At 36.4% G+C, this 21,764-nt stretch carries 18 protein-coding genes; 7 read left to right on the forward strand and 11 right to left on the reverse strand.

The window, feature by feature from the left end:
• Nucleotide 1: 1 nt before the first annotated feature.
• The gene (locus F3J23_RS08145; RefSeq protein ID WP_167026832.1) at nucleotides 2-2,170 is read right to left on the reverse strand and encodes a TonB-dependent siderophore receptor; all 2,169 of its coding nucleotides are present in this window, start codon (nucleotides 2,168-2,170) and stop codon (nucleotides 2-4) included.
• A gap of 370 nt (nucleotides 2,171-2,540) precedes the next feature.
• Between F3J23_RS08145 and F3J23_RS08150 the strand changes: the two genes are divergently transcribed.
• A complete protein-coding gene (locus tag F3J23_RS08150) occupies nucleotides 2,541-3,554 on the forward strand; it encodes a terpene synthase family protein (RefSeq protein ID WP_167026834.1) in 1,014 nt (337 codons plus the stop codon).
• A gap of 132 nt (nucleotides 3,555-3,686) precedes the next feature.
• Here F3J23_RS08150 and F3J23_RS08155 read toward each other — a convergent pair whose 3' ends face one another.
• The 5 genes from F3J23_RS08155 to rpsL all read right to left on the reverse strand — a co-directional run bounded on the left by F3J23_RS08155 (nucleotide 3,687) and on the right by rpsL (nucleotide 8,020).
• Nucleotides 3,687-4,523 carry a GLPGLI family protein gene (locus tag F3J23_RS08155; protein WP_167026837.1) on the reverse strand — a complete coding sequence of 279 codons (837 nt, stop codon included), beginning with the start codon at nucleotides 4,521-4,523 and terminating at the stop codon, nucleotides 3,687-3,689.
• A gap of 137 nt (nucleotides 4,524-4,660) precedes the next feature.
• Nucleotides 4,661-4,966 (reverse strand): 30S ribosomal protein S10, encoded by a 306-nt coding sequence (rpsJ, locus tag F3J23_RS08160; RefSeq protein WP_002661363.1) that lies wholly within the window; start codon nucleotides 4,964-4,966, stop codon nucleotides 4,661-4,663.
• Between the two features lie 16 nt (nucleotides 4,967-4,982).
• Nucleotides 4,983-7,100 (reverse strand): elongation factor G, encoded by a 2,118-nt coding sequence (fusA, locus tag F3J23_RS08165; protein ID WP_167026839.1) that lies wholly within the window; start codon nucleotides 7,098-7,100, stop codon nucleotides 4,983-4,985.
• 6 nt (nucleotides 7,101-7,106) lie between these two features.
• Nucleotides 7,107-7,583 (reverse strand): 30S ribosomal protein S7, encoded by a 477-nt coding sequence (rpsG, locus tag F3J23_RS08170; RefSeq protein WP_062673583.1) that lies wholly within the window; start codon nucleotides 7,581-7,583, stop codon nucleotides 7,107-7,109.
• 23 nt (nucleotides 7,584-7,606) lie between these two features.
• Nucleotides 7,607-8,020 carry a 30S ribosomal protein S12 gene (gene rpsL / locus F3J23_RS08175; RefSeq protein WP_002983146.1) on the reverse strand — a complete coding sequence of 138 codons (414 nt, stop codon included), beginning with the start codon at nucleotides 8,018-8,020 and terminating at the stop codon, nucleotides 7,607-7,609.
• Nucleotides 8,021-8,406: 386 nt separating this feature from the next.
• Here rpsL and F3J23_RS08180 point away from each other — a divergent pair, with 386 nt between their 5' ends.
• The 4 genes from F3J23_RS08180 (at nucleotide 8,407) to F3J23_RS08195 (ending at nucleotide 11,187) form a co-directional block, all read left to right on the forward strand.
• Nucleotides 8,407-8,883, forward strand: a complete 477-nt coding sequence (locus tag F3J23_RS08180) for a Dps family protein (protein ID WP_167026841.1) — start codon at nucleotides 8,407-8,409, stop codon at nucleotides 8,881-8,883.
• A 95-nt stretch (nucleotides 8,884-8,978) separates the two neighbouring features.
• Nucleotides 8,979-10,157 (forward strand): nicotinate phosphoribosyltransferase, encoded by a 1,179-nt coding sequence (pncB, locus tag F3J23_RS08185; RefSeq protein ID WP_167026843.1) that lies wholly within the window; start codon nucleotides 8,979-8,981, stop codon nucleotides 10,155-10,157.
• An 18-nt stretch (nucleotides 10,158-10,175) separates the two neighbouring features.
• Nucleotides 10,176-10,673: a YciI family protein gene (locus F3J23_RS08190; protein ID WP_228455295.1), complete on the forward strand. Its 498-nt coding sequence runs from the start codon at nucleotides 10,176-10,178 to the stop codon at nucleotides 10,671-10,673.
• Nucleotides 10,674-10,935: 262 nt separating this feature from the next.
• Nucleotides 10,936-11,187: a bacteriocin-like protein gene (locus tag F3J23_RS08195; protein WP_167026845.1), complete on the forward strand. Its 252-nt coding sequence runs from the start codon at nucleotides 10,936-10,938 to the stop codon at nucleotides 11,185-11,187.
• Between the two features lie 121 nt (nucleotides 11,188-11,308).
• Here F3J23_RS08195 and F3J23_RS08200 read toward each other — a convergent pair whose 3' ends face one another.
• The 5 genes from F3J23_RS08200 to F3J23_RS08220 form a co-directional block, all read right to left on the reverse strand.
• Nucleotides 11,309-14,407 carry an efflux RND transporter permease subunit gene (locus F3J23_RS08200; RefSeq protein WP_167026847.1) on the reverse strand — a complete coding sequence of 1,033 codons (3,099 nt, stop codon included), beginning with the start codon at nucleotides 14,405-14,407 and terminating at the stop codon, nucleotides 11,309-11,311.
• Nucleotides 14,407-15,516: an efflux RND transporter periplasmic adaptor subunit gene (locus F3J23_RS08205; RefSeq protein WP_228455296.1), complete on the reverse strand. Its 1,110-nt coding sequence runs from the start codon at nucleotides 15,514-15,516 to the stop codon at nucleotides 14,407-14,409. The genes F3J23_RS08200 and F3J23_RS08205 overlap by 1 nt, the downstream gene beginning before the upstream one ends.
• An 8-nt stretch (nucleotides 15,517-15,524) precedes the next feature.
• On the reverse strand, nucleotides 15,525-16,799 hold the full coding sequence (locus F3J23_RS08210) for a TolC family protein (protein ID WP_167026851.1): 1,275 nt from the start codon (nucleotides 16,797-16,799) through the stop codon (nucleotides 15,525-15,527).
• 274 nt (nucleotides 16,800-17,073) lie between these two features.
• Nucleotides 17,074-18,435 (reverse strand): sensor histidine kinase, encoded by a 1,362-nt coding sequence (locus F3J23_RS08215; protein ID WP_167026853.1) that lies wholly within the window; start codon nucleotides 18,433-18,435, stop codon nucleotides 17,074-17,076.
• A gap of 2 nt (nucleotides 18,436-18,437) precedes the next feature.
• Nucleotides 18,438-19,112: a response regulator transcription factor gene (locus F3J23_RS08220; RefSeq protein ID WP_167026855.1), complete on the reverse strand. Its 675-nt coding sequence runs from the start codon at nucleotides 19,110-19,112 to the stop codon at nucleotides 18,438-18,440.
• Nucleotides 19,113-19,321: 209 nt separating this feature from the next.
• Between F3J23_RS08220 and rmuC the strand changes: the two genes are divergently transcribed.
• Nucleotides 19,322-20,827: a DNA recombination protein RmuC gene (gene rmuC, locus F3J23_RS08225; protein WP_167026857.1), complete on the forward strand. Its 1,506-nt coding sequence runs from the start codon at nucleotides 19,322-19,324 to the stop codon at nucleotides 20,825-20,827.
• A gap of 5 nt (nucleotides 20,828-20,832) precedes the next feature.
• On the forward strand, nucleotides 20,833-21,672 hold the full coding sequence (locus F3J23_RS08230; RefSeq protein WP_167026859.1) for a LytTR family DNA-binding domain-containing protein: 840 nt from the start codon (nucleotides 20,833-20,835) through the stop codon (nucleotides 21,670-21,672).
• Nucleotides 21,673-21,764 lie beyond the last annotated feature (92 nt).

The raw sequence follows: 21,764 nt of genomic DNA on the forward strand, positions 1-21,764 counted from the left end.
ATTAGAATTTATAATTTACCTGTACCGCAAAGTTTCTTGGCTGGATCTGATCGATATATCCTCCTCTGAAATAAGAATTGTATCCTACTGCATTAAAGATATTATTGAAGAATCCTCTTAACCCTAACCCATTTTTGAAAGTGTATCCCACCTGAGCTTCCACAGTAGTATAATCCGGCATATTGAATGGTCTTTCACCCGGCTGCGTTCCGTTTACATGCCCGTTATCAATGATGGCTTCATTTTTATAATCATCAACAGGTCTGGTTCCTACATAGTATATTCCAGCCCCAATATCGAACCCTGTCAAAACACCTGTATTAAATTTATAATTCAACCATGCATTTGCAGTATTCTTAGGGGTATTAATCGGCGCTGAACCACTTACAAATGAAGGGCTGTCCTGATATTGTGCATCAACATATGCCCATCCTGTCATCACCTGAAGGTTAGGTAGAATCTTACCGATTAATTCTACTTCCATTCCTTTTCTTCTCAGTTCTCCTGCTAAAGCATATTTTCCTATTCCCTGACCATTATTTCCAAGAACTTCATATGACAGGTTATCGGTATTGATATCAAAGAATGTAACATTGAATCTCAATCTTTCATTCAACCAGTCTGATTTGATTCCTGCCTCCCATTGTCTGGTTGTAGAAGCTCCTACCGTACCTCCGGCTAATAATTGATTATTAGCATTTCTTAAAGCAGTGGTACTTGTATAGGATCCAAAAATGTTCATGTTCTCAATTGGAGAGATCATAATTCCTAATGACGGGTTCCACGCGAAATCTTTTTCTTTATCTGAACCTATCAGTCTGCTGTAACGAATCCCTAAGTGAGCTTTGATGTATTTGTTGAAGGTAATAACATCCTGAGCCATTAACCCCATTGTAGGAGCAACTGCGTTAACAGGATTAGCGGTTGATAAGTTTATATTAATATTGGAAGGAAGAATATTGTTAATTTCATTCAGAACATTGATCTTATCAACATCCACTGCTTTGTAAGAAGTAGTTGTTACATTAGATTCTTTCCAGTCGAAACCTACCTGGAATGTATGTTTCATAAATCCGGTCATCACATCTGCTCCGATGAAGTCAAATTGAAAAACCTTATTTATATCTTCTCTGTCTGATCTTGTTAATGTTCTGTTACGTTCTTCTGTCGGGTTCTCTCTCTTTAGTGGAGCTAAAGCAGCTCCTACAATTTCAGACTGATAAGAAGAGCTCATAAAAGCTGCTCTTAATTTTAGTTTTTCAGTCAGCTTTCTTGTCGCCGTAGTTGAGAAATTGAATGTTTCTATTTTTGCATTATCCGTAGAGAATCCAAGGAATTTTCTTCCCGGCATTTTATAAATAGCTTCAACATCTCCTTTAGCAAGGTTGATGGTTCCTCTATCCGGTGTGGTATTATTATGCATATAATCCATTTCAACCACAATTTCCGTTTTATCATCCGGACGGATTGCGATGGATGGGTTTACGTAAATACGATCTGTATTTACAAATCTTCTGAAGCTATTGCTGCTCTGATAGGCCGCATTTAATCTTACGGCAACTTTCCCCTGAGAGTCTAATACTCTTTGAAAATCTACGGTCGGTCTATAAAAATCCCAGCTTCCGTATCTGAAACCTACGTTGGTTTGATTGATAAACTTGGGAACTTTAGTTACTACATTAATGACTCCTCCGGCAGAACCCAGCCCGTCTCCGATTCCCTGCGTTACAGCAGCAGAACCTTTAATTACCTGAATACTCTCTACTCCCTGCATATCGGTAAGCATAGCACCTGTACGGAAATCCGAATCCATCTGAACCCCGTTCTTTAATACAGGAACTCCTCTATATCCTCGGATTGACATACTTTCTCTGATACCACCATAACTTCCGAATTGAGTTACCCCTGGAACATTCTTTGCAACATCCGTCACAGTCAAACCTCCAAGATCTTCAATTACTTTATAAGAAATTACAGAAATACTTTGGATCTGATCTCTTGGTTTTAATGGCAATCTTGTAATGGCTTCTAAACCTTGCGGCTGTTTCTTTCTTTCACCAAACAGTTCTACTTCATCGATTTTTTTATGCTTAATCGAATCATTTGTCTTCTGCGCATTCGCCAGAACCCCACCCAATAATAGCAGAGAAAAGGATACTACTTTATTCATCTGATAATTTTTTGCAAATTTATTGTTTTTATTCATTCTAAATAAATAAAACAAAGTGACATATGTCACCCATCAAAGAACTATCAATATCACATTACCATTAATAACACATATATGATCATAATACATCAACATATACTCAGAATAAATAGCCAATTTTTCTTAAAACTTATTATATGACTATTAAAAACAAATCTTTAAAACAGGAGTAATGAAATACTTGTAATCAACGAATAGATCTATATTATTAATAAAATAATTCACAAAATAAGGATAAAAATAATAAATCACAAATCATAAATATTTCACAATATTTATTAATAAATCTGTATTTATACATAATTTTAATCAACCATAAAAACAAAATAATATGAAAACATCAATTTCAGATGAAGAATTCTATGCAGGATTGCAGGATCTTCCCAAGCCCAGGTATCCATTTCAAGATTTTATTCACAACAATTTCCAACAACAGCGGGAAGAGTATTATCAGTGGATTGACACAGAGTATGTAATACATAGTCGTGAAGCCCGCGAGAAACACAAGAAACATCATCTAACTGATATTGCTGCACGTGGATGTCCTTTTCTTAAAACAATTGAAGAACTGAGGCCATTGGCTAATTATGCGTCCAACGGAGCCATGATGGATGATTATTTCGACCGCTGCTCGCACGAGGAAATGTATGAAATTGCAAGTAATATAACAGATATATTAACGGGCGATAATCCCAATGAGCCAACTGAAAATGGTGTATATCATTTATTTTGGGTCCTGCGACAAGATGCTATTAAATGTAAGCTTCCAGAACATTTGTATAAGAGATTTGTAAACTCTATTCAATATGTGTTCATGGGCTATGCGGATGAGAAAGTATACTACAGAACAAATACAATTCCCCCTTTACCAGTATATTTAATTATCAGAGAAGCGACAAGCGGGGCACAACCTTTCTCAGATTACGTTGTCATGCAAAAAGATTATCGTAAGTTACCAGATGAGATTTTTGAACATCCTCACATAAGACGAATCTACACATTATGTTCTTTAATGATTGGCATTCATAATGACATCATTTCTTTACCTAAAGAACTTCACAGGGAAGAAGATACTATGAACCTTGTAAAAGTATTCCAAAAACAAAACAACAGTACTTTATATGAGGCTTATATGGCAGCTCTTGCACTGCATGATGAATATTTAGAAGAATTTCTGATCTTACAAAAGCATATTCCTCCTTTTAATCATTTTCAGAATCTTGTAGAAGAATATGTTCAGGATCTAGGTATTATGGTTTCAGGTGTATATGCCTGGCATACAAATGATACCACAAGATATGTAAATGGAGGCTATGTGGAAGGTGAATATACTAAGCCGGAATAACTAAAATACCTTTTTTGAAATTTGATTCTGAAAAACAAAAAAATCCCTTTTCTTACGAAAAGGGATTGTATAATTACTGCAAAGTATTGGATAATGATACTTTGGGCGCTTTAAAACAGTTGAATTTATATTTTATTTTTTAAAACCGGAATAGCGTATTGCTTTATCAAGTTCAATGGGATTATTGTATTTCCTTAATCTCTCCTGTTCTTCTTTTTCAAAGAGACGCAGCTCCTCGGGCTTGTAGATTGTTCTTCCGTCATCCAATGTCAATTTATTATTTTCATTAATCTCCAGTTGACCGCTTTGAATAAATTTCAACGGATTTTGGTAGTAATTCATCAGTAAAGATTGGTATTTGGAATAGGGTATTTCCGTTCCTCTTTCTCTGGCATTCTTAAAGATTTTCATAGAATAGGTTTCCTTGAAATTTTCAGATTTATTGAGGGTAAAATGATAATTTTTTTTATCATCATAGATTTCAATAATCATTCCCGGCAAGCCATGAAACTTATAGGGACCTTCCTGAAACGGAAACTCTTTTGAAAACCAGGCCACCCAATTTCTTCCGGCAAAACGGGTCGTTGCTTTTTGCAGCTGCAGGGAAGAAAATGTCTTGGTTTCATTTTCAATTTTCCATTTCATCTGTGGTTTATCCTTCAATTGATACACTTCAAAATATTGAATACTAAAAAGAGTATATTCATTGGTTTTAAGATTTTTACTTAAAAGATCGCTGGTCTTACCGGAAAATATTTTCCTTCCCGTGGCTGTTTCAATGGAATCACTTACAAAATAAGGTCTCTCAAAATAATAGGTTTCCGTCGGGTTAATGTCCAGGTAATAGTTCGCTTTACGGGTGTTTACAGAAGCGGAATCCGGTTTATACACCAGATCATAAATATAGCGGTGTGTTTGTGCACTTAAAGTGGAAACACAGAATATCAATAAAAAGACAGTTGTTTTCATAAGCATAGATTTGCACAAATTTATACAAAATATAGAACCATGTAATACCTATTTCTGTTTTTAACACATTATATTAAAACAAAAAATCCCTTTTCGTAAGAAAAGGGATTGTATAATCATTGCAAAGTATGCATTTATCACACTTTAATTTCTACGTCTACTCCTGAAGGAAGTTCTAATTTCATTAGAGCATCAACAGTTTTAGAAGAAGAAGAGTAGATATCCATCAGTCTCTTGTGAGCTGAAAGCTGGAACTGCTCTCTTGCTTTCTTGTTTACGTGCGGAGATCTCAACACAGTGAAGATTCTCTTATTCGTTGGCAATGGAATTGGTCCGTTTACAACAGCACCAGTAGCCTTTACCGTTTTTACGATTTTCTCAGCAGACTTGTCTACCAAGTTGTAATCGTAAGATTTTAGTTTTATTCTGATTCTTTGTGACATTTCTTTAATTTAAAAATTAACCTTTTGCTTTAGCTATGATTTCTTCAGCAACGTTTTGTGGAGTAGCTTGGTACTTCTCTAATTCCATAGAAGAAGTAGCTCTTCCTGATGAAAGTGTTCTTAGAGTAGTTACGTATCCAAACATTTCAGAAAGTGGAACAGAACCTTTAATTACAACAGCTCCATTTTTCTCTTCCTGACCACTGATTGTACCTCTTCTCTTGTTAAGGTCACCAATGATGTTACCCATATATTCTTCCGGAGTTACAACTTCCAGTTTCATAATAGGCTCCATAATTACTGGCTTAGCAGCACGTCCCGCTTCTTTAAATCCTAATTTAGCAGCCATTTCAAAGGAAAGAGCATCAGAATCCACCGCGTGGAAAGATCCATCTTTAAGAACAACTTTAATACCTTCAACTTCGAAACCAGCCAAAGGACCGTTTTTCATTGCAGCTTTAAAGCCTTTTTCAATTGCAGGAACGAATTCTCTAGGAACGTTACCACCTTTGATCTCATTGATGAATTCTAAACCAATTTTACCTTCATCTGCAGGTCCTAATTCAAATACAATATCAGCAAATTTACCTTTACCACCAGATTGTTTTTTGTAAACTTCTCTGTGTTGAGCAACTTTTGTTAAGTTTTCTTTGTATTCTACCTGAGGTTGTCCTTGGTTTACTTCAACTTTGAACTCTCTCTTCATACGGTCAACAATGATATCTAAGTGAAGCTCACCCATACCAGAGATGATCGTTTGTCCAGAAGCCTCGTCAGTTCTTACTGTAAACGTTGGATCTTCTTCAGCCAATTTAGCTAGAGCGTTACCCATTTTATCCTGGTCAGCTTTAGTTTTAGGCTCAACAGCGATACCAATTACCGGATCAGGGAAAACCATTGATTCAAGAATGATCGGGTTTTTCTCATCACACATTGTATCACCAGTTTTGATAGACTTGAATCCTACCGCTGCACCAATATCACCAGCTTCAATATATTCTACCGGGTTTTGCTTGTTAGCGTGCATCTGATAGATTCTAGAGATTCTTTCTTTATCACCTGAACGAGTGTTCAAGATATAAGAACCTGCATCAAGTCTTCCAGAGTAAGCTCTGAAGAATGCTAATCTTCCTACGAAAGGATCGGTAGCAATCTTAAATGCTAATGCAGAGAAAGGCTCGTCTACAGATGGTTTTCTTGTGATTTCAGCGTCTGTTCTTGGATCAGTACCTTTGATATCATCTTTATCCAATGGAGAAGGAAGGTATTTACATACTGCATCCAACATAAACTGTACTCCTTTATTCTTGAATGAAGAACCACAAGTCATTGGGATAATAGATAAATCGATAGTAGCAGCTCTCAATGCAGCATTGATTTCTTCTTCTGTAATTGAATCCGGATCTTCGAAGAATTTCTCCATCAAAGTTTCGTCATATTCAGAAACAGCTTCTACTAATTTCTCTCTATATTCAAGAACTTCATCTTTCATATCTTCAGGAATTGGCACTACTTCGAAAGTAGCTCCTTGTCCTGCTTCATCCCAGATGATCGCTCTGTTTTTAATTAAGTCAACAACACCTTTGAAATCTTCTTCAGCACCGATTGGTAAAACGATTGGAACTGCGTTAGATCCTAACATTTCTTTAACCTGGTTTACCACGTTAAGGAAGTCAGCACCTTGTCTGTCCATTTTGTTTACGAATCCCATTCTAGCAACTTTGTAGTTGTCAGCAAGTCTCCAGTTTGTTTCAGACTGAGGCTCTACTCCATCTACTGCAGAGAATAAGAATACCAATCCATCCAATACTCTTAAAGATCTGTTTACCTCTACTGTGAAGTCAACGTGTCCCGGTGTATCAATGATGTTGAAGTGGTAAGGCTTAGTATCAGCTAGAGGTTTTCCTTGATCTGTTGGAAAGTTCCAAGAACAAGTGGTCGCTGCAGAAGTAATAGTAATACCTCTTTCTGCTTCCTGCTCCATCCAGTCCATTGTAGAAGCACCATCGTGAACTTCTCCAATTTTGTGGTTTACCCCTGTGTAGAATAGAATCCTTTCTGTAGTGGTAGTCTTACCTGCATCAATGTGAGCAGCGATACCAATATTTCTTGTAAATTTAAGATCTCTTCCCATTTCAGATTAGAATTTGAAGTGTGAGAAAGCTTTGTTAGCTTCCGCCATTTTGTGAGTATCAGATTTCTTTTTGAAAGCAGCACCTTCTTCTCTTGAAGCAGCTACAACTTCGTTAGCTAATTTCAAAGCCATAGACTTATCATTTCTAGCTTTAGAATATTTGATTAACCATTTCATTGCCATAGAAATTTTTCTATCAGCTCTGATTGGCATAGGGATTTGGAAGTTAGCTCCACCTACTCTTCTAGAACGTACTTCTACGTGAGGCATTACATTTGTAAGTGCATCTTTCCAGATTTCAAGTGCAGTTTTTTCGTTATCTCCTTTTTTAGTTTCTACGATATCTAATGCATCATAGAAAATTTTGAATGCAATTGACTTCTTACCGTCAAGCATTAAGTTGTTTACGAATCTCGTTACCAATTGATCATTAAATTTCGGATCTGGTAACAACGGTCTTTTTTTCGCTTTTGTCTTTCTCATTGCTTTTGTACCTTATTTAATGATTATTTTTTCTTTCCTTTTGCAGGAGCAGCAGCTGCTTGTCCTGGTTTAGGTCTCTTAGCTCCGTACTTAGATCTTCTCTGAGTTCTTCCATTTACACCAGCGGTGTCTAATGCACCTCTTACGATGTGGTAACGTACTCCCGGTAGGTCTTTCACCCTTCCGCCTCTAACCAATACTATCGAGTGCTCCTGTAGATTGTGTCCTTCGCCCGGGATATAGGCATTCACTTCTTTACCGTTAGAAAGTCTTACCCTTGCAACTTTTCTAAGTGCAGAGTTAGGTTTCTTAGGTGTAGTAGTATATACTCTCGTACATACTCCACGTCTTTGTGGACAAGAATCAAGGGCAGCCGATTTGCTCTTCTTGGCAAGCGTGGCTCTTCCTTTTCTTACTAATTGTTGAATAGTAGGCATTTAATTGCTTTTTATTTTAGGGTGCAAAAATAGGAATATTTTTTTAATCTGCAAATACTTATATAAAAATTAAAATCAAATACTTACATCCAAAATGGAAGACCTTTCCATATGACAATCGGACAAGCATAATATATAGGCCAAAAATGAACAAATACCACTCCCCTTCTTTGCTTAAAAAATGAGTATTAAATAATTATGAAATTTATAATATTTAAATAATTCGCTTCCAAAATACAATGCCAATAGTCTTATTCTATATATCCAAACTATATTTAAAAATTTTCTTATAGTTATCATCTATTAATAATCATGGGAGTTCGGCACAATATTTCGTAAATTTGAGATAGACAAAAATAAACTTCAGAAAAAATAAATATATACATATGAAAAACGCTAGTATTATCGGCCTTAAAGAAGCCGATTGTAAAAAGATTTCAGAAAAATTAAATGTACTTTTAGCTAACTATTCTGTATTTTATCAGAATACAAGAGGTTCTCATTGGAACATCAAAGGTGAGCAGTTTTTTACGCTTCATCCGAAATTTGAAGAGCTGTACAACAGCCTTGTATTAAAGATCGATGAGATTGCAGAAAGAATCCTTACATTAGGAGCTATTCCGGCACACAACTATTCCGATTATTTAAAAGTAGCCACCATTAAGGAAAGTAAAGAAGTAACAGATGGCACAAAAAGTGTTGAACAGATCCTAAGCTCATTCAAGGTAGTGATTGACCTGCAGAGAGAGCTGTTGGATATTACGGACCAGGCGGGGGATGAAGGTACCAACTCTCAAATGAGCGACTATATTACGGAACAGGAGAAAGAAGTGTGGATGTATAATTCTTATCTGGGAAAATAAGCTAACAAAAAGCATTGAAATATTTCAAAAAAATCGCCTTACATTTAGGCGATTTTATTTTTTATTTTTATATTTGCGTTAAAATTACACATATTATGAACGACGTAAGACTGAACTCTATCCTGGATAATGACTTTTACAAGATAACAATGCAGAATGCCGTGGTGAAACTATTCCCAAGTTCCATTGTAAAATATGAATTTATCAACAGAGGAAAACATCATTTCCCGGAAGGTTTTGATGCAGCGTTAAGGGAAGCGGTAAATAAAATGGCAGAACTGAAACTGACTAAGGATGAGAAAAAGTTTATGGCAAGAACATGTCCTTATATAGATTTACCTTATCTTGATTTCTTAGAAGGCTATCATTACGATCCGTCTGAGGTGAAGATTCACCAGGAAGGCGGCGACCTTTCCGTAACGGTTGAAGGGCTTTGGTACAGAACAATTCTTTGGGAAGTTCCTTTATTGGCACTCATCAGTGAGCTCCATTACGAAATGAACCATATGGAAAGAGACTCTAACGAAGTTGTTATGAGTAAAACCCTTGAAAAAGCAGATTCATTAGGAAGACTTGGTGTTACTTTTGCTGAATTCGGGACCAGAAGAAGACATTCTTATAAGGTACAAAATCTGGTAATGGAGGCTTTGACACAGAAAAAAGAGTCTACATTTATCGGAAGCTCCAACGTTCATTTTGCCATGAAGTACGGAGTAAAACCTATTGGAACCCATGCGCATGAATGGTTTATGTTCCATGCTGCCGAATATGGGTTTAAAATGGCCAACGAAATGGCTCTGGAACATTGGGTAGATGTATACAGAGGAGACCTCGGGGTTGCTTTATCTGATACGTATACTACTGATGTTTTCTTCCAGCAGTTCGACAAAAAATTTGCTAAACTGTTTGACGGCGTACGCCATGACAGCGGTGATGCGTTAGAATTTGCCGATAAAACCATTGCTCATTATCAGAATAACGGCATTAATCCGATGTTTAAATATATTATCTTCTCTGACGCTCTTAATCTTGAGAAGGTAGAAGAAATCACCAATTACTGCAGAGGAAAAATCGGTATTTCTTTCGGTATAGGAACCAACCTTACGAACGATGTAGGTTTAAAACCAATGAATATCGTTATGAAATTAATTGGGGTACAGGCACCAAACAAAGAATGGATTCCAACAGTAAAACTTTCAGACGAACATGGAAAATACACCGGTGATCCAAAGATGATTGAACTGGCCAAAGAATTTTTAAGAATCAAAGATTAATAACAAAAAACGAAAGTGATGAAAAAAACAGTAATGCTTTTCACCTTATCTCTTTTCGTAATTTCATGCACCATTTACACAAAAGGGCAAAACGGGAAACCGGGAGCTACAGCTCTAAAGAAAGCTGAATATAACCAGAAACTGGCAGATTCTCTTGGTGCGGATAAATATGGAATGAAACCTTACACAATGGTAATGCTCACAACAGGTTCTGCAAAAATTGATGACAAAACCAAAATGGGAGAACTGATGAAAGGACACATGACCAACATCGGCAAACTGGCAGATGAAGGAAAGATAATTGTAGCCGGACCATTTCTGGAAAAGAACAAAGAAAACTATCGTGGTATGTTTATTTTCAATACAAAATCAAAAGAAGAAGCCGAACAATGGGTAAAAACAGATCCGGCAGTTCAGGCAGGTGTTTTCAGTTACGAGATTTTCTCCTGGTATGGTTCTGCAGCTTTACCTTTGTATTTGAAGCACCACGAAGAGATCACAAAGGAAAACCCGTGATATTATCTTAAAAAGCACATTGAAAATCTTGATGAATTAAATTTAAATTCACAGTTTCGCAAAAAGACCGATTATGCAAAAAGAATCACTTTATTAAAAGACTAAGGGAGGAGAAAAAATATAACCTCCATTTTAACATTTATCACAAATTAATTCAATTATCATAGAATAATTTACTATTTTAGTTCAATATTTTCAAACCTAATTATTTAATTATAAAGGTTTTAGAAATAAGCCATTTACTAAACAAAAAAATTAAACCATGAAAAAGAATTTAACAAAACTTTCAAGAACTGAACTGAAAGATGTATTCGGAGGAACCCTATATCCTGCACAATGTCCGGGAGGATGCCACGGTGAAGCTATGATCAGATGCCCTGACGGCACTACCACTATGACTAATTATATATGTATGGGTAATAGATGTGAAGTGAATTCCTGGGTTTGCGGACCACTGGTACCTATCGGACCGATTGATATTGATCCGGGACTTTTAGTACCAGCACAGCCCTAAGCTATTAAATCAAATACAGTGAGTCTTTCCGGCTCACTTTTTTTAGGTTAAAAATTTAGAAATAAAATAGGCCGGGATCTTCCTCACGGATCCCGGCCTGGTAATGAACAAAATGAAGAAACTATAGGGTCTCTTTATATTTTTTACGATAGGCATAATAGAAAATAATCGGCAGCACCGTAAAAGACAGCAGCATACAGATAATCAATCCGCCAACGATCATAATAGCTAAAGGTTTTTGAATCTCAGAACCCATTCCGTTAGACATTGCAGCGGGAAGAAGTCCCATAGACCCCATGAGGGCAATCATTACCACGGGGCGGATCCTGCTCTTTACTCCTTCTGCAATAGATTCCCTGAGAGACATTCTGTTTTGCAGATTCTCCTTCATCACCCCAATCAGAACGATCCCGTCAATGGTTGCCACTCCGAAAAGAATAATAAATCCGATTCCCGCAGAAATTCCAAAAATAGTTCCGGTAAACCAAAGGGATAAAAACCCTCCGATAAATGCAAATGCCAATGTAATGGAAGAGATCAGTGTATCTTTTACGTTTCCGAAGTTGAAATACAATAACATCAGAATAAGAACTAAAGATATCGGAACTACCATTGCAAGCTGTTTTGCCGCTCTTTCTTTGCTTTCAAACTCTCCGGCCCAGGTCATTTTGTGGCTTTTCGGAAGCTTGACTTCTTTCTCTACTTTTGCTTTTGCCTCCTGGATAGTGCTTCCAAGATCACGTCCTTCGATATTAAATCCGACTCCGATATACCTGCTGTTTCCTTCGCGGTAAATAAATGATGGCCCGGTATGGTAATCAATGGTCGCAATTTCTTTCAGTGGAACTTTTTTATTATCCTGAGTAGGAATTAAAATATTCCCCATTTTTTCCGGTGTGTCACGATACTCTTTTTCAAATCTCAACATAACATCAAACATTCTTTCTTCTTCATAGAACTTGGTTGCTGCCTGTCCGCCAATCGTCATTTCAATTACAGCTTGTGCATCTGCGGTGGAAACTCCGTATTTTGCCATTTTGGAATCATGCAGCTGTATTCTTAATTCCGGAAGACCTATATTTTTGAAGACATTTACATCTGAGATTCCGGGAACTGTTCTGATAGAATTCGCTACTTGATTGGCATAATTTTCCAACTCAAATAGATTATTTCCAAAGATCTTTATTACCAGCGGTGCTTTCACTCCTGCCACATACTCTTCCACATTATCCTGTATCGGCTGGCTGAATCCGAAATTGATACCCGGATATTTTTCAAGGGAAGTCCTCATTTCTTCAAGAAGTTCTTCTTTGGATATTTTCTTCTTCCACTCATTTTCCGGTTTCAGCTGGATATTAAATTCAATATTAAAGAATCCCGTGGGATCGGTTCCGTCATTCGGGCGGCCTGTCTGAGTCATGACAAATTTCACTTCATCATATTTCATTAAAATCTCCTTCATTTCCTTGGTAAGCCTCACAGATTCGTCCAGATTGACACTATTAGGCAAGGTTGCTCTTACATAGATCGCTCCTTCATTCAGTTTAGGCAGAAATTCTGATCCGTAATCTGAGAATCTCCATCCGCAAATAGCCAGTAAAGTGATAAATCCGATAATAAATCCTTTTTTATAGCGGTTACTGAATTCGTATATTCTGTAAATATTTACTCTGAAAAATCTTGAGATAAAATTTTCTTTCTCCTCAATATTCTTTGTTAATAAAAGCTTACACATTGCCGGAACATAAGTAAGGCTTAATACCAGAGATCCCAATAAGGCATATCCTAATGTAAATGCTAATGGAGAGAACATTTTTCCTTCTACTTTCTGGAAGGAGAAAATAGGCATTAATGCAACGATAAGAATCAGTAAGGCAAAGAAAATATAGCTTGCCACACTTCCTGCACTTCTCTTAATGATTCCGAGTTTTGAAATCTTATTGAATCTCCGCAGTCCGATCTTTCTGGCTTTAAGTTCGAGGGCTACAAAGACATGCTCTACGATGACCAGTGTTCCTTCCAGAAGCAGCCCGAAATCCAGCGCTCCCATTGAAATCAAGTTTGCCGGCAGCCCTTGAATTTTCAACATAATTATAGCAAACAAGAAAGCCAAAGGAATTACTGATGCTACAATGAAGGTTGTCCTCCAGTTGTAAAGAAATATAAATACAATAATAGAGACCAAAATGACTCCTTCCACAAGATTCTTGGAAACGGTATGAACGGTTGTATTCACCAGCTCTGTACGATCAATGATTGGAACAATCTGAACATCTCCGGGAAGCTCACCTCCGTTTAGCTGTTCTATTCTGTCCTTCAGCCTTGCAATCACCTCACTTGGATTTTCACCACGAAGCATGATTACTATTCCTTCAACCACGTCATTTTCTTTGTTATATCCTACCTGCCCCAGCCTTGGTTTTGCGGAAACTTTTACTTCAGCAACGTGTTTTACCAGAATAGGGGTAGAACCTTTAACCTCAATCTGAATATTCTCAATATCCTCTTTCTTTTCCAAAAGACCGATCCCCCTCACTACATAAGCCTGATCTCCTTTTGCCACTACATCTCCTCCTACATTGATATTACTCTTCGAAACTGCTTCATACACATCCAGGGGGGAAAGGTCGTAATTGTGTAATTCTGTAGGATTAATTTTTATTTCATATGTTTTTTCTTCTCCACCAAAGCTTACAACATCGGCAACTCCGGGAACAGCCAACAACTCTCTTTCAACTACCCAATCCTGAATCGCGGTAACCTCTTTGATCGGGAGTTTACTTTTAATAATATAGCGGTAAATTTCACCGGTAGCTCCTGATGGAGGCTCAATACTATATTCCGCACCATTGGGGAGATTTACATTCCCCAGCTTATTAGAAGCATATTGCTGGGCATAAAAATCGTTGACATGATCATCGAAGATCACCGTTACTACAGAAAGTCCAAATAAAGAAATGGATCTTACCGATGTTTTATTCGGTATGGCATTCATTTCTTTGGAAATGGGTAATGTCACAAATTTTTCTATTTCTTCGGCACTCCTCCCCGGCCATTGGGTAATTACCCTTACCCGGGTGTTGGTAACATCCGGAAATGCTTCAATAGGAGTATGGATATAGGAATAGATTCCTCCTGCCAGCAAAAGAAAAGTTCCCAACAAAACAATGAGTGAGTTTTTTAATGAAAAGGAAACTATATTCTGTACAAATTTTCGCATTACTTTCTGGAATTGTTTAATTGGTTTTTCAGGTTTTCATAAATCAGCAATCCATTGGAAGCAATCACATTTTCACCTTGTCTTAAATTTCCTTCTACATAAATATACTGGCTGTTGGAAGCAATTTCCGTTACAGGCCTGATCTCCAGCTCACAGTCTTTTTTGTACACCACTACATAACTCTGATTATTATCAAAGATTAAAGCCTTGGGAGGAATCGCCAGCGCACTTTTGTTTTGTGAATTGACCGGAAGAACAACATCTGCAGACATTCCCGGTCTCAGCTTCATTCCATTGTTGTCCATAATGATCTTGGCTTTTAATACTCTTTCATTTTCATTGAAAACCTGCGAAATATTGTTAATCTTCCCTGAAAAGCTTTCATCCGGATAAGCCAGGGTTTTCACTACTACGGGCTGATCTACGTAAACATGTCTCATATTGGTAGCGTATACATTCGCCATCACCCATACTTTATCCAGATTAGAAATGGTAAAAAGCTGATCACCACCTGCTGTAACCGGCATTCCTTTAGAAATATTCTTTGCAATAACGTATCCGTCCGCAGGAGCCTTTATCTGAATAGTGTTTCCTCCCGCAGAATACAGCTGCATATTTTTATGTGTTTTGGAGATATTGGACTGTAAGATCGCAACTTCCGACCTGGCTTCCTGTAAGTCTTTTTGGGAAGCAATATCATCCTTGTACATTGCTTCCACAGAGGATAGCTTTCTTTTGGCCACCGCCAGCTGGGCTTGTAAAGTCTGAGTATCATCCTGCATTTCATTAACAGCTGTACTTTTTACACTTGCCAGTGTCTGTCCCTTTTTCACATAATCACCAAGAGAGAAGTAAGTATCAATCACTACTCCGTCTACAAGGCTTACGAAAGGAACCGTTTTATCCGAATTGCTTTCCACTTCTCCGGTAAGTGTAATACTTTCTTCTATAGGAAGCATTTCTGCTTTCACCAATCTGATATCTTTTTTAAGTTCTTTACTGATGCAATATCCTTTTTTAGCATCCTGATTCGGTTTTTCATCTTTACAGCCTGTAAGCACAACCAAAGCAGAAAGATAAATTGCTGCAATGTATCTGGTAGTATTCATTTTCATATTTATAGATCTTGTCCTACAACATACTGCAGGTTTTCGTAGTATTGATTAAGTTCTTTTTTTGTATCCAGTATGATCATTTTATTTCCGATGTAGGTATCGAGGAAGTCCATATATTCCAGCATACTGATATTTCTGAGTCTGAAATTTTTCTCGTGACTTACCAGTAATCCATCTAGAGTAGATTCGTAGGAATCATCGATTTCTTCTGAAACCTGCTGCGTCCTTATATAGTTTCTAAAGACAGAGATGATTTCGTTTTCGGATTTAAGCATATTCTTACGGGTTTCAATCTTACTTTTCTCAATTTCCAGTTTAGCTTCCTGGATATTTCCTTTATTACGGTCGAAAATGGGAAGATCCATCGAAACACCTAATCCTATAAAGTCTTTCATGATATTCCCTCCTCGGTCATATCCTATAGAGACAGCTACATCAGGAGTTTTCATTGCATTTTGTATTTCCAGATTCTTCGCGGCATGTTTTTCTTTATTTTTTGAGATCAGAATATCCGGACGGTTTTCTTTTGCCTTTTCCATCCATTGAGAAATTTCAAGTTCTGACAATTGTTTTTCCGGCATCATAAATGAATCCGATATAACAAGATAAGACTGGGAAGGAATCATCAGTAAGGCTTTCAGCTCCACTTGCTGATCTTCAATTTCCTGTTTTAATGAAACCAGTTTTTTCTTAAATTCAATCTCTTGTGCTTTTAAGCGGACGTATTCTGCTTTACTGATATTTCCCAGATTTAATTGATTGTTATAGGATTTCGTCAGTTTTTCAATAGAAGCAATCTGGCCTTGGTAAATCTTCTGCTGTTCCTGATTATACAGGATATCGGTCATCGTATTTCTTAAAGTCTTTTTAAGTTCACGGAGAACTTCCTGCAATTCATATTTCTCCCCCTCTACCTCTATTTTCTGCAGCTCAATATTTTTTCTTCTTTTACCTGCTGTTTGGATCACCTGTTCTATTTCTGCAGAGATCTGGGTATTTTTTCCCCAATTGCCGATGAGTGCGGGCTGTTCTTCGATATCATAAGTTCTCCAGAGATTAACTTCACTGATACTTAATTTAGGATTGGGCCAATATTTAGCCTGAACAGCACGGGCTTCCGCCTGGGAAATTTCCAGCTTCTGCGCAATGATATCCAGGTTTTTTGCCAAAAAGATAGTTTCAGCTTCCTTTCTGCTGATCTTCAAGGTATCTGAAATCTGCGCTGAAAAGAAACTGAAACAATGAATATAAAATAGTGTAAAAAATAGCTTCTTCAAGGTCTCTTATTTTAAGACCACAAAGCTATTTTTCTAATATTAGAGGGAATTTCAAGTGAAATTAAAATTCAATTAGTCCAACATTAGAGTTTGATTAGAATGTATTTCGTTTCTGAGGATTATACCTGAATACCTGCTTTTTGGCTAAAGCCAAAAGTTTTTTTGAATGTTTTAAACTCACGCTGATTTTGCAGATTACGCAGATTTCAAATATTATGGAATATCCTGAACAAAGCATCCGCTTAATCCCTTACATCTACGAGAAGAAAAAAATTCAGGAATGGGCAGGAAATACAAGAGTAACTATTGTTCCTTTATTGACAATAGAATCAATGTTCATTACCATATGATGATGATCGAAGATACTTTTCGAAAGAGATAACCCAATCCCGCTTCCTTTAATTGTATCTACATTTTTTCCTCTGTAAAAAGTTTCAGAAATTTTAATAAGATCATCTGAAGGAATGCCTCTTCCTTCATCTTTTACTTCAATCTGCAATTGATCATTTTTTTCTGACAGCGTAATTATTACAGGTTTATCACTGGAATATTTAATAGCATTTTCAACAATGTTGTATAGTGCCAAATACAAAAGGGTTTCATTTCCCGGAAACTCCAGCAAAGTTGGTTTTGTTACCTGAAGCTGAATTTTAATGGATGAATGGTTTTCTTTTGCTCTGGATTCTAATTTCTCATAAATTTTCCAGATCAGCTCATCCACTCTCATTTGCTTGTGGGAGTTTTCAAGTTTAGACATTCCGGACATCAGCAAAAGGTTGTTCAGAATATTTTCAATTTCATATACATTCTCCAGAGATTCTTTGGCTACCTCACGGTATTCATCTGGAGTTCTGTCTTTTTGTGCAAATACTTCAAGGTTTCCGGAGATAGCAGCTAAAGGTGTTTTAAATTCATGAGATACGTAATTGATAAAGTTCTGCTGCAATAATACATTTTCAGAAATTCTTCCAAGGAGTTTATTATAGGACTTTATCAGATCTTCAATTTCATCATTGGTATTAGTAGAAGTAATTGCGGTGGATATATTATTATAATCCACCTTATTAATTCGTTCCACCACATTGGAAATAGGTTTATAAACCACTTTTGAAAGATACCTGCTCAGAAAATAGATCGCCAGCAACCCAATAACCAGCACAGACAGCATAATAATCGCAAGTCTCCATATCTGGGACTTAAAGGAGTCATTCGGCGACTTTACAAAAACTACAAAATCCCCTTGATTATCCGGATAAAAAATACCGTAGTAAAACTGATTATCAGACATGAACTGAACACCTTTATTATTCCTGACCGTTTGCAAATGAAGGGGTTTAATATTCTTATCATTCAGATTTTGTCCGAAGGTAACTTCATTATTCTGATTGTAAACCGCTACCCTATTGTTTTGAATAAGATGATTGTATTCTTTTTTGATTTGTGCATGGCGGTCCTTCGGAAGCTCATCTTTTTCAAGATAATAAATTGCAGAAATAAGAGCCGTATTTCTTAGCTTTTCAAAGTAAAAAATCTTTGTACTATCATAATAGGCAAAAAATATCACCGCAGATGTAATGATAGAAACAATGCCGAATGAAAGGCTTGAAATAAGGGTAAACCTGTTTCTGAGAGTCATGTTCAGTCTTTAATTAGATATCCTGTTCCTTTTACGGTATGAATAATCTTCTGTTCGCTTTCATCAATTTTATTACGAACGTAAGAGATATACACATCTACTACATTGGTGGTATTATCAAAATCTATCCCCCAGACTTTATGTAAAATCTGGGTTCTGCTCAGCACCTTATTTTTATTTTCCATCAGGAAAGTAAAAAGTTTATATTCTGTAGGAGAAAATTCAATTTCTTTATCGTTCTGGGTTACCTTATGAAGATCTGTATCAATCTTAATATTTCCACAGTTCAAATACTGATCTTCTTTCTGATAACTCAGTTTATTCCGTCTGGTTAACGCTTTTATCCTTGAAATCAGTTCTTCGAAATGAAAAGGTTTGGACAGATAATCATCGGCTCCCATATCCAGCATTTTAATTTTATCATCCGGGCTGTTCAGAGCACTTAATACCAGAATCGGAGTATAGTTCCCTTTAAATCTTATGATCTGGGTAAGCTGCATCCCATCTAATCCGGGAAGCATGATATCCATTAAAATAATATCAAAATCATAGGTATGAAGAAATTCTCTTGCCTTTTCTCCCGAATCGGCAAGTGTCAGATGATAACCGGACTCGGAAAGACCTTTTATCAGGAAATTGCTAATTCTTTGATCATCCTCTACCAACAAAATATTCATATGCTTCTGAAATTTCCGATAAATATAGGTATTCTTCTTCAGAAAGGAAGATGGAAGGCGGAAGTAACAGAGACTAATAAGACAATTATCAATCATTTATCTTTTGAATGTATCAATAAGTTATAAGAAAACAGCTTATTATTATTTCTATGAGAGCAACTTCCAACATCTTGCTTCCAGCTTCCGCCCTTTTTTCATAATTTTGGAAGATGGAGATGATATATTTAATTATTGGATTTATTGCCGGTGGTTTACTGGGTGCAGTTATTTTATATTTTGCATTGAAATCATCAATGGTTTCAAGAAACTCTTATGATACACTAAATACTTCGGCTATTAAAACCCAATCTGATCTGGAAAACTCGAACATTAAAATTCAGGAACTTTCCCAGAATATCAGCAAAGAGAAAGAATTAAATATATTACAACAGGATCATCTTGACGACCTGAAAAATGAATTTTCTAAAATATCTGCCGAATATTCTTCCTTGAATATTCAATTCCAGGAATTAAAACAGATTAATCAGCGACAGACTTCTCAGATTGAAACCCAAATCATTGAGAAACAAAACATCTTTGCTAAAAATTCTGAATTGTCTGCAAAAAATGAAAGTCTTCAGAAATCTCTTGATACTCAGAAAGAAGAAATCGTAAAGATCCAGGAAGAATCCAAACTGCAATTTGAAAACCTTGCGAATAAAATTTTAGAGGAAAAAACAGAAAAATTCACCACTTTAAATCAAAATAACTTAAAAAATATCCTTGAGCCTTTTCAGGAAAAAATTACAGATTTAAAAAACAAGGTCAACGAAGCCTATGAAAAAGAAAATAAAGAACGTTTTTCCCTGGCTGAAAAAGTGAAAGAACTTGCTGAACTTAACCAACAAATCTCGGATGATGCTAAAAAGTTAACCCGCGCATTGAAGGGAGAAAGTAAAACCCAAGGGAATTGGGGTGAAATGATCCTTGAAAGCATCCTTGAAAAATCGGGATTGGTAAAAGGAAGAGAATATTTTCTGGAACATGAGTTACGCGATGAAGACAACAATGCCTTGTTCTCTGAATTTTCTGGTAAAAAAATGCGACCGGATGCTGTTGTTAAATATCCGGATGAGAGAAATGTTATCATTGATTCAAAAGTTTCCCTGACTGCTTTCACGGAATTAGTGGACGAAGCCGATGCTGACGTATACGCTATAAAACTAAGCCAGCATCTTGGATCTATTAAAAACCACATCACCCAACTAAGTCAGAAAGCCTATGATGACTATGGAAAATCACTGGACTTTGTGATGATGTTTATCCCTAGTGAACCGGCTTATATTGCCGCCATGCAGGCAGACCAGAACCTTTGGAATTACGCTTACGAAAGAAGAATTCTCTTGCTGAATCCAAGTAATCTGATTACTTCTCTTAAGCTGATTGCTGATCTCTGGAAACGTGAATATCAGAACAGAAACTCTATGGAAATTGCAGAACGCGGAGCCAAACTCTATGATAAATTTGTAGGATTTGTGGAAAATCTTGAAAAAGTAGGAAGAAATCTTGATCAGGCGAAAAATGTCTATAATGATGCTTATAAACAGCTTCATACAGGAAATGACAATCTTGTGATCCAGACTCAGAAACTGAAATCATTGGGAATTAAGAATAAAAAGGAACTTCCGCAAAGCCTTATGGACAACAGCAATCTGATTGAACCATCGGAAAACTAAATTTCATGTTTCCTTTTATATCATACCCATATCCAAAATCTGAGTCTTTCAAAGAGATTCTCATATCTTCCCTGGGCGCTGGAATTTCAGTATATCTGTTTCTTGTCATTTTTCAGCCGTTCGGAACGGAAAACTTTCACCATCCCTATAAGTTATTATTTCTTTTTCCTTATTCTATTATTTTTGGGATTGCTTTCCTCATTGCCAGCCTGCTTACTTTTCGGTTCAGTAATTGGAATATCGGGGCGGAACTGTTAAAATTAATTGTCATATTATTACTGGGATCTGTTTTCTCTTACTTCTATAATTCATTATTTTTAAGCCGTGTGGAGCTTAGTATCGAAAACTATTTCTATATGCTTCTCTATTCCTTTGCAATAGGCATTCCCGTTTCTGTCATTTATATTCTATCCCGGTATATTTATTTAAAAAACAGCCATGAGAGTATTGCGCGGAATATTTCACAACACCTTTTCGGAAGTATATCTGACAGGCCACATAGATCTTTCATCATTTCAGCTCATAATGCAGAATTGACTATAAATGAACAAGACTTTTTGTATGTGCAGTCTATGGAAAACTATTGCACATTTTATTTTTTAGAAAATGGCTCCATAAAAAAGCAGTTGATCAGAATAAGTTTATCCAATGTACTGGCACAGGTGGAAACAGATTCTGTTAAAAAATGCCACCGCTCATATATTGTTAATCTTGAAAAAGTAAAGAATCTTAAAGGAAATGCACAGGGATATAAACTTATCCTCTCTGAAATTAATTTTGAAGTCCCGGTTTCAAGAAGTTTCATTCCTTTAATTATTCCGCTCCTACAAAAACAAAGCAAATAAAATTTTGACATTCGTCACTATTCTTTGATGTTCATCACTTTAATTTTAATCAATTGATTTAAAGCTACATTTTTGCTCAAAAAAATAAAAAC

Source organism: Chryseobacterium sp. Tr-659 (assembly GCF_011752975.1).
Classification (GTDB): domain Bacteria; phylum Bacteroidota; class Bacteroidia; order Flavobacteriales; family Weeksellaceae; genus Chryseobacterium.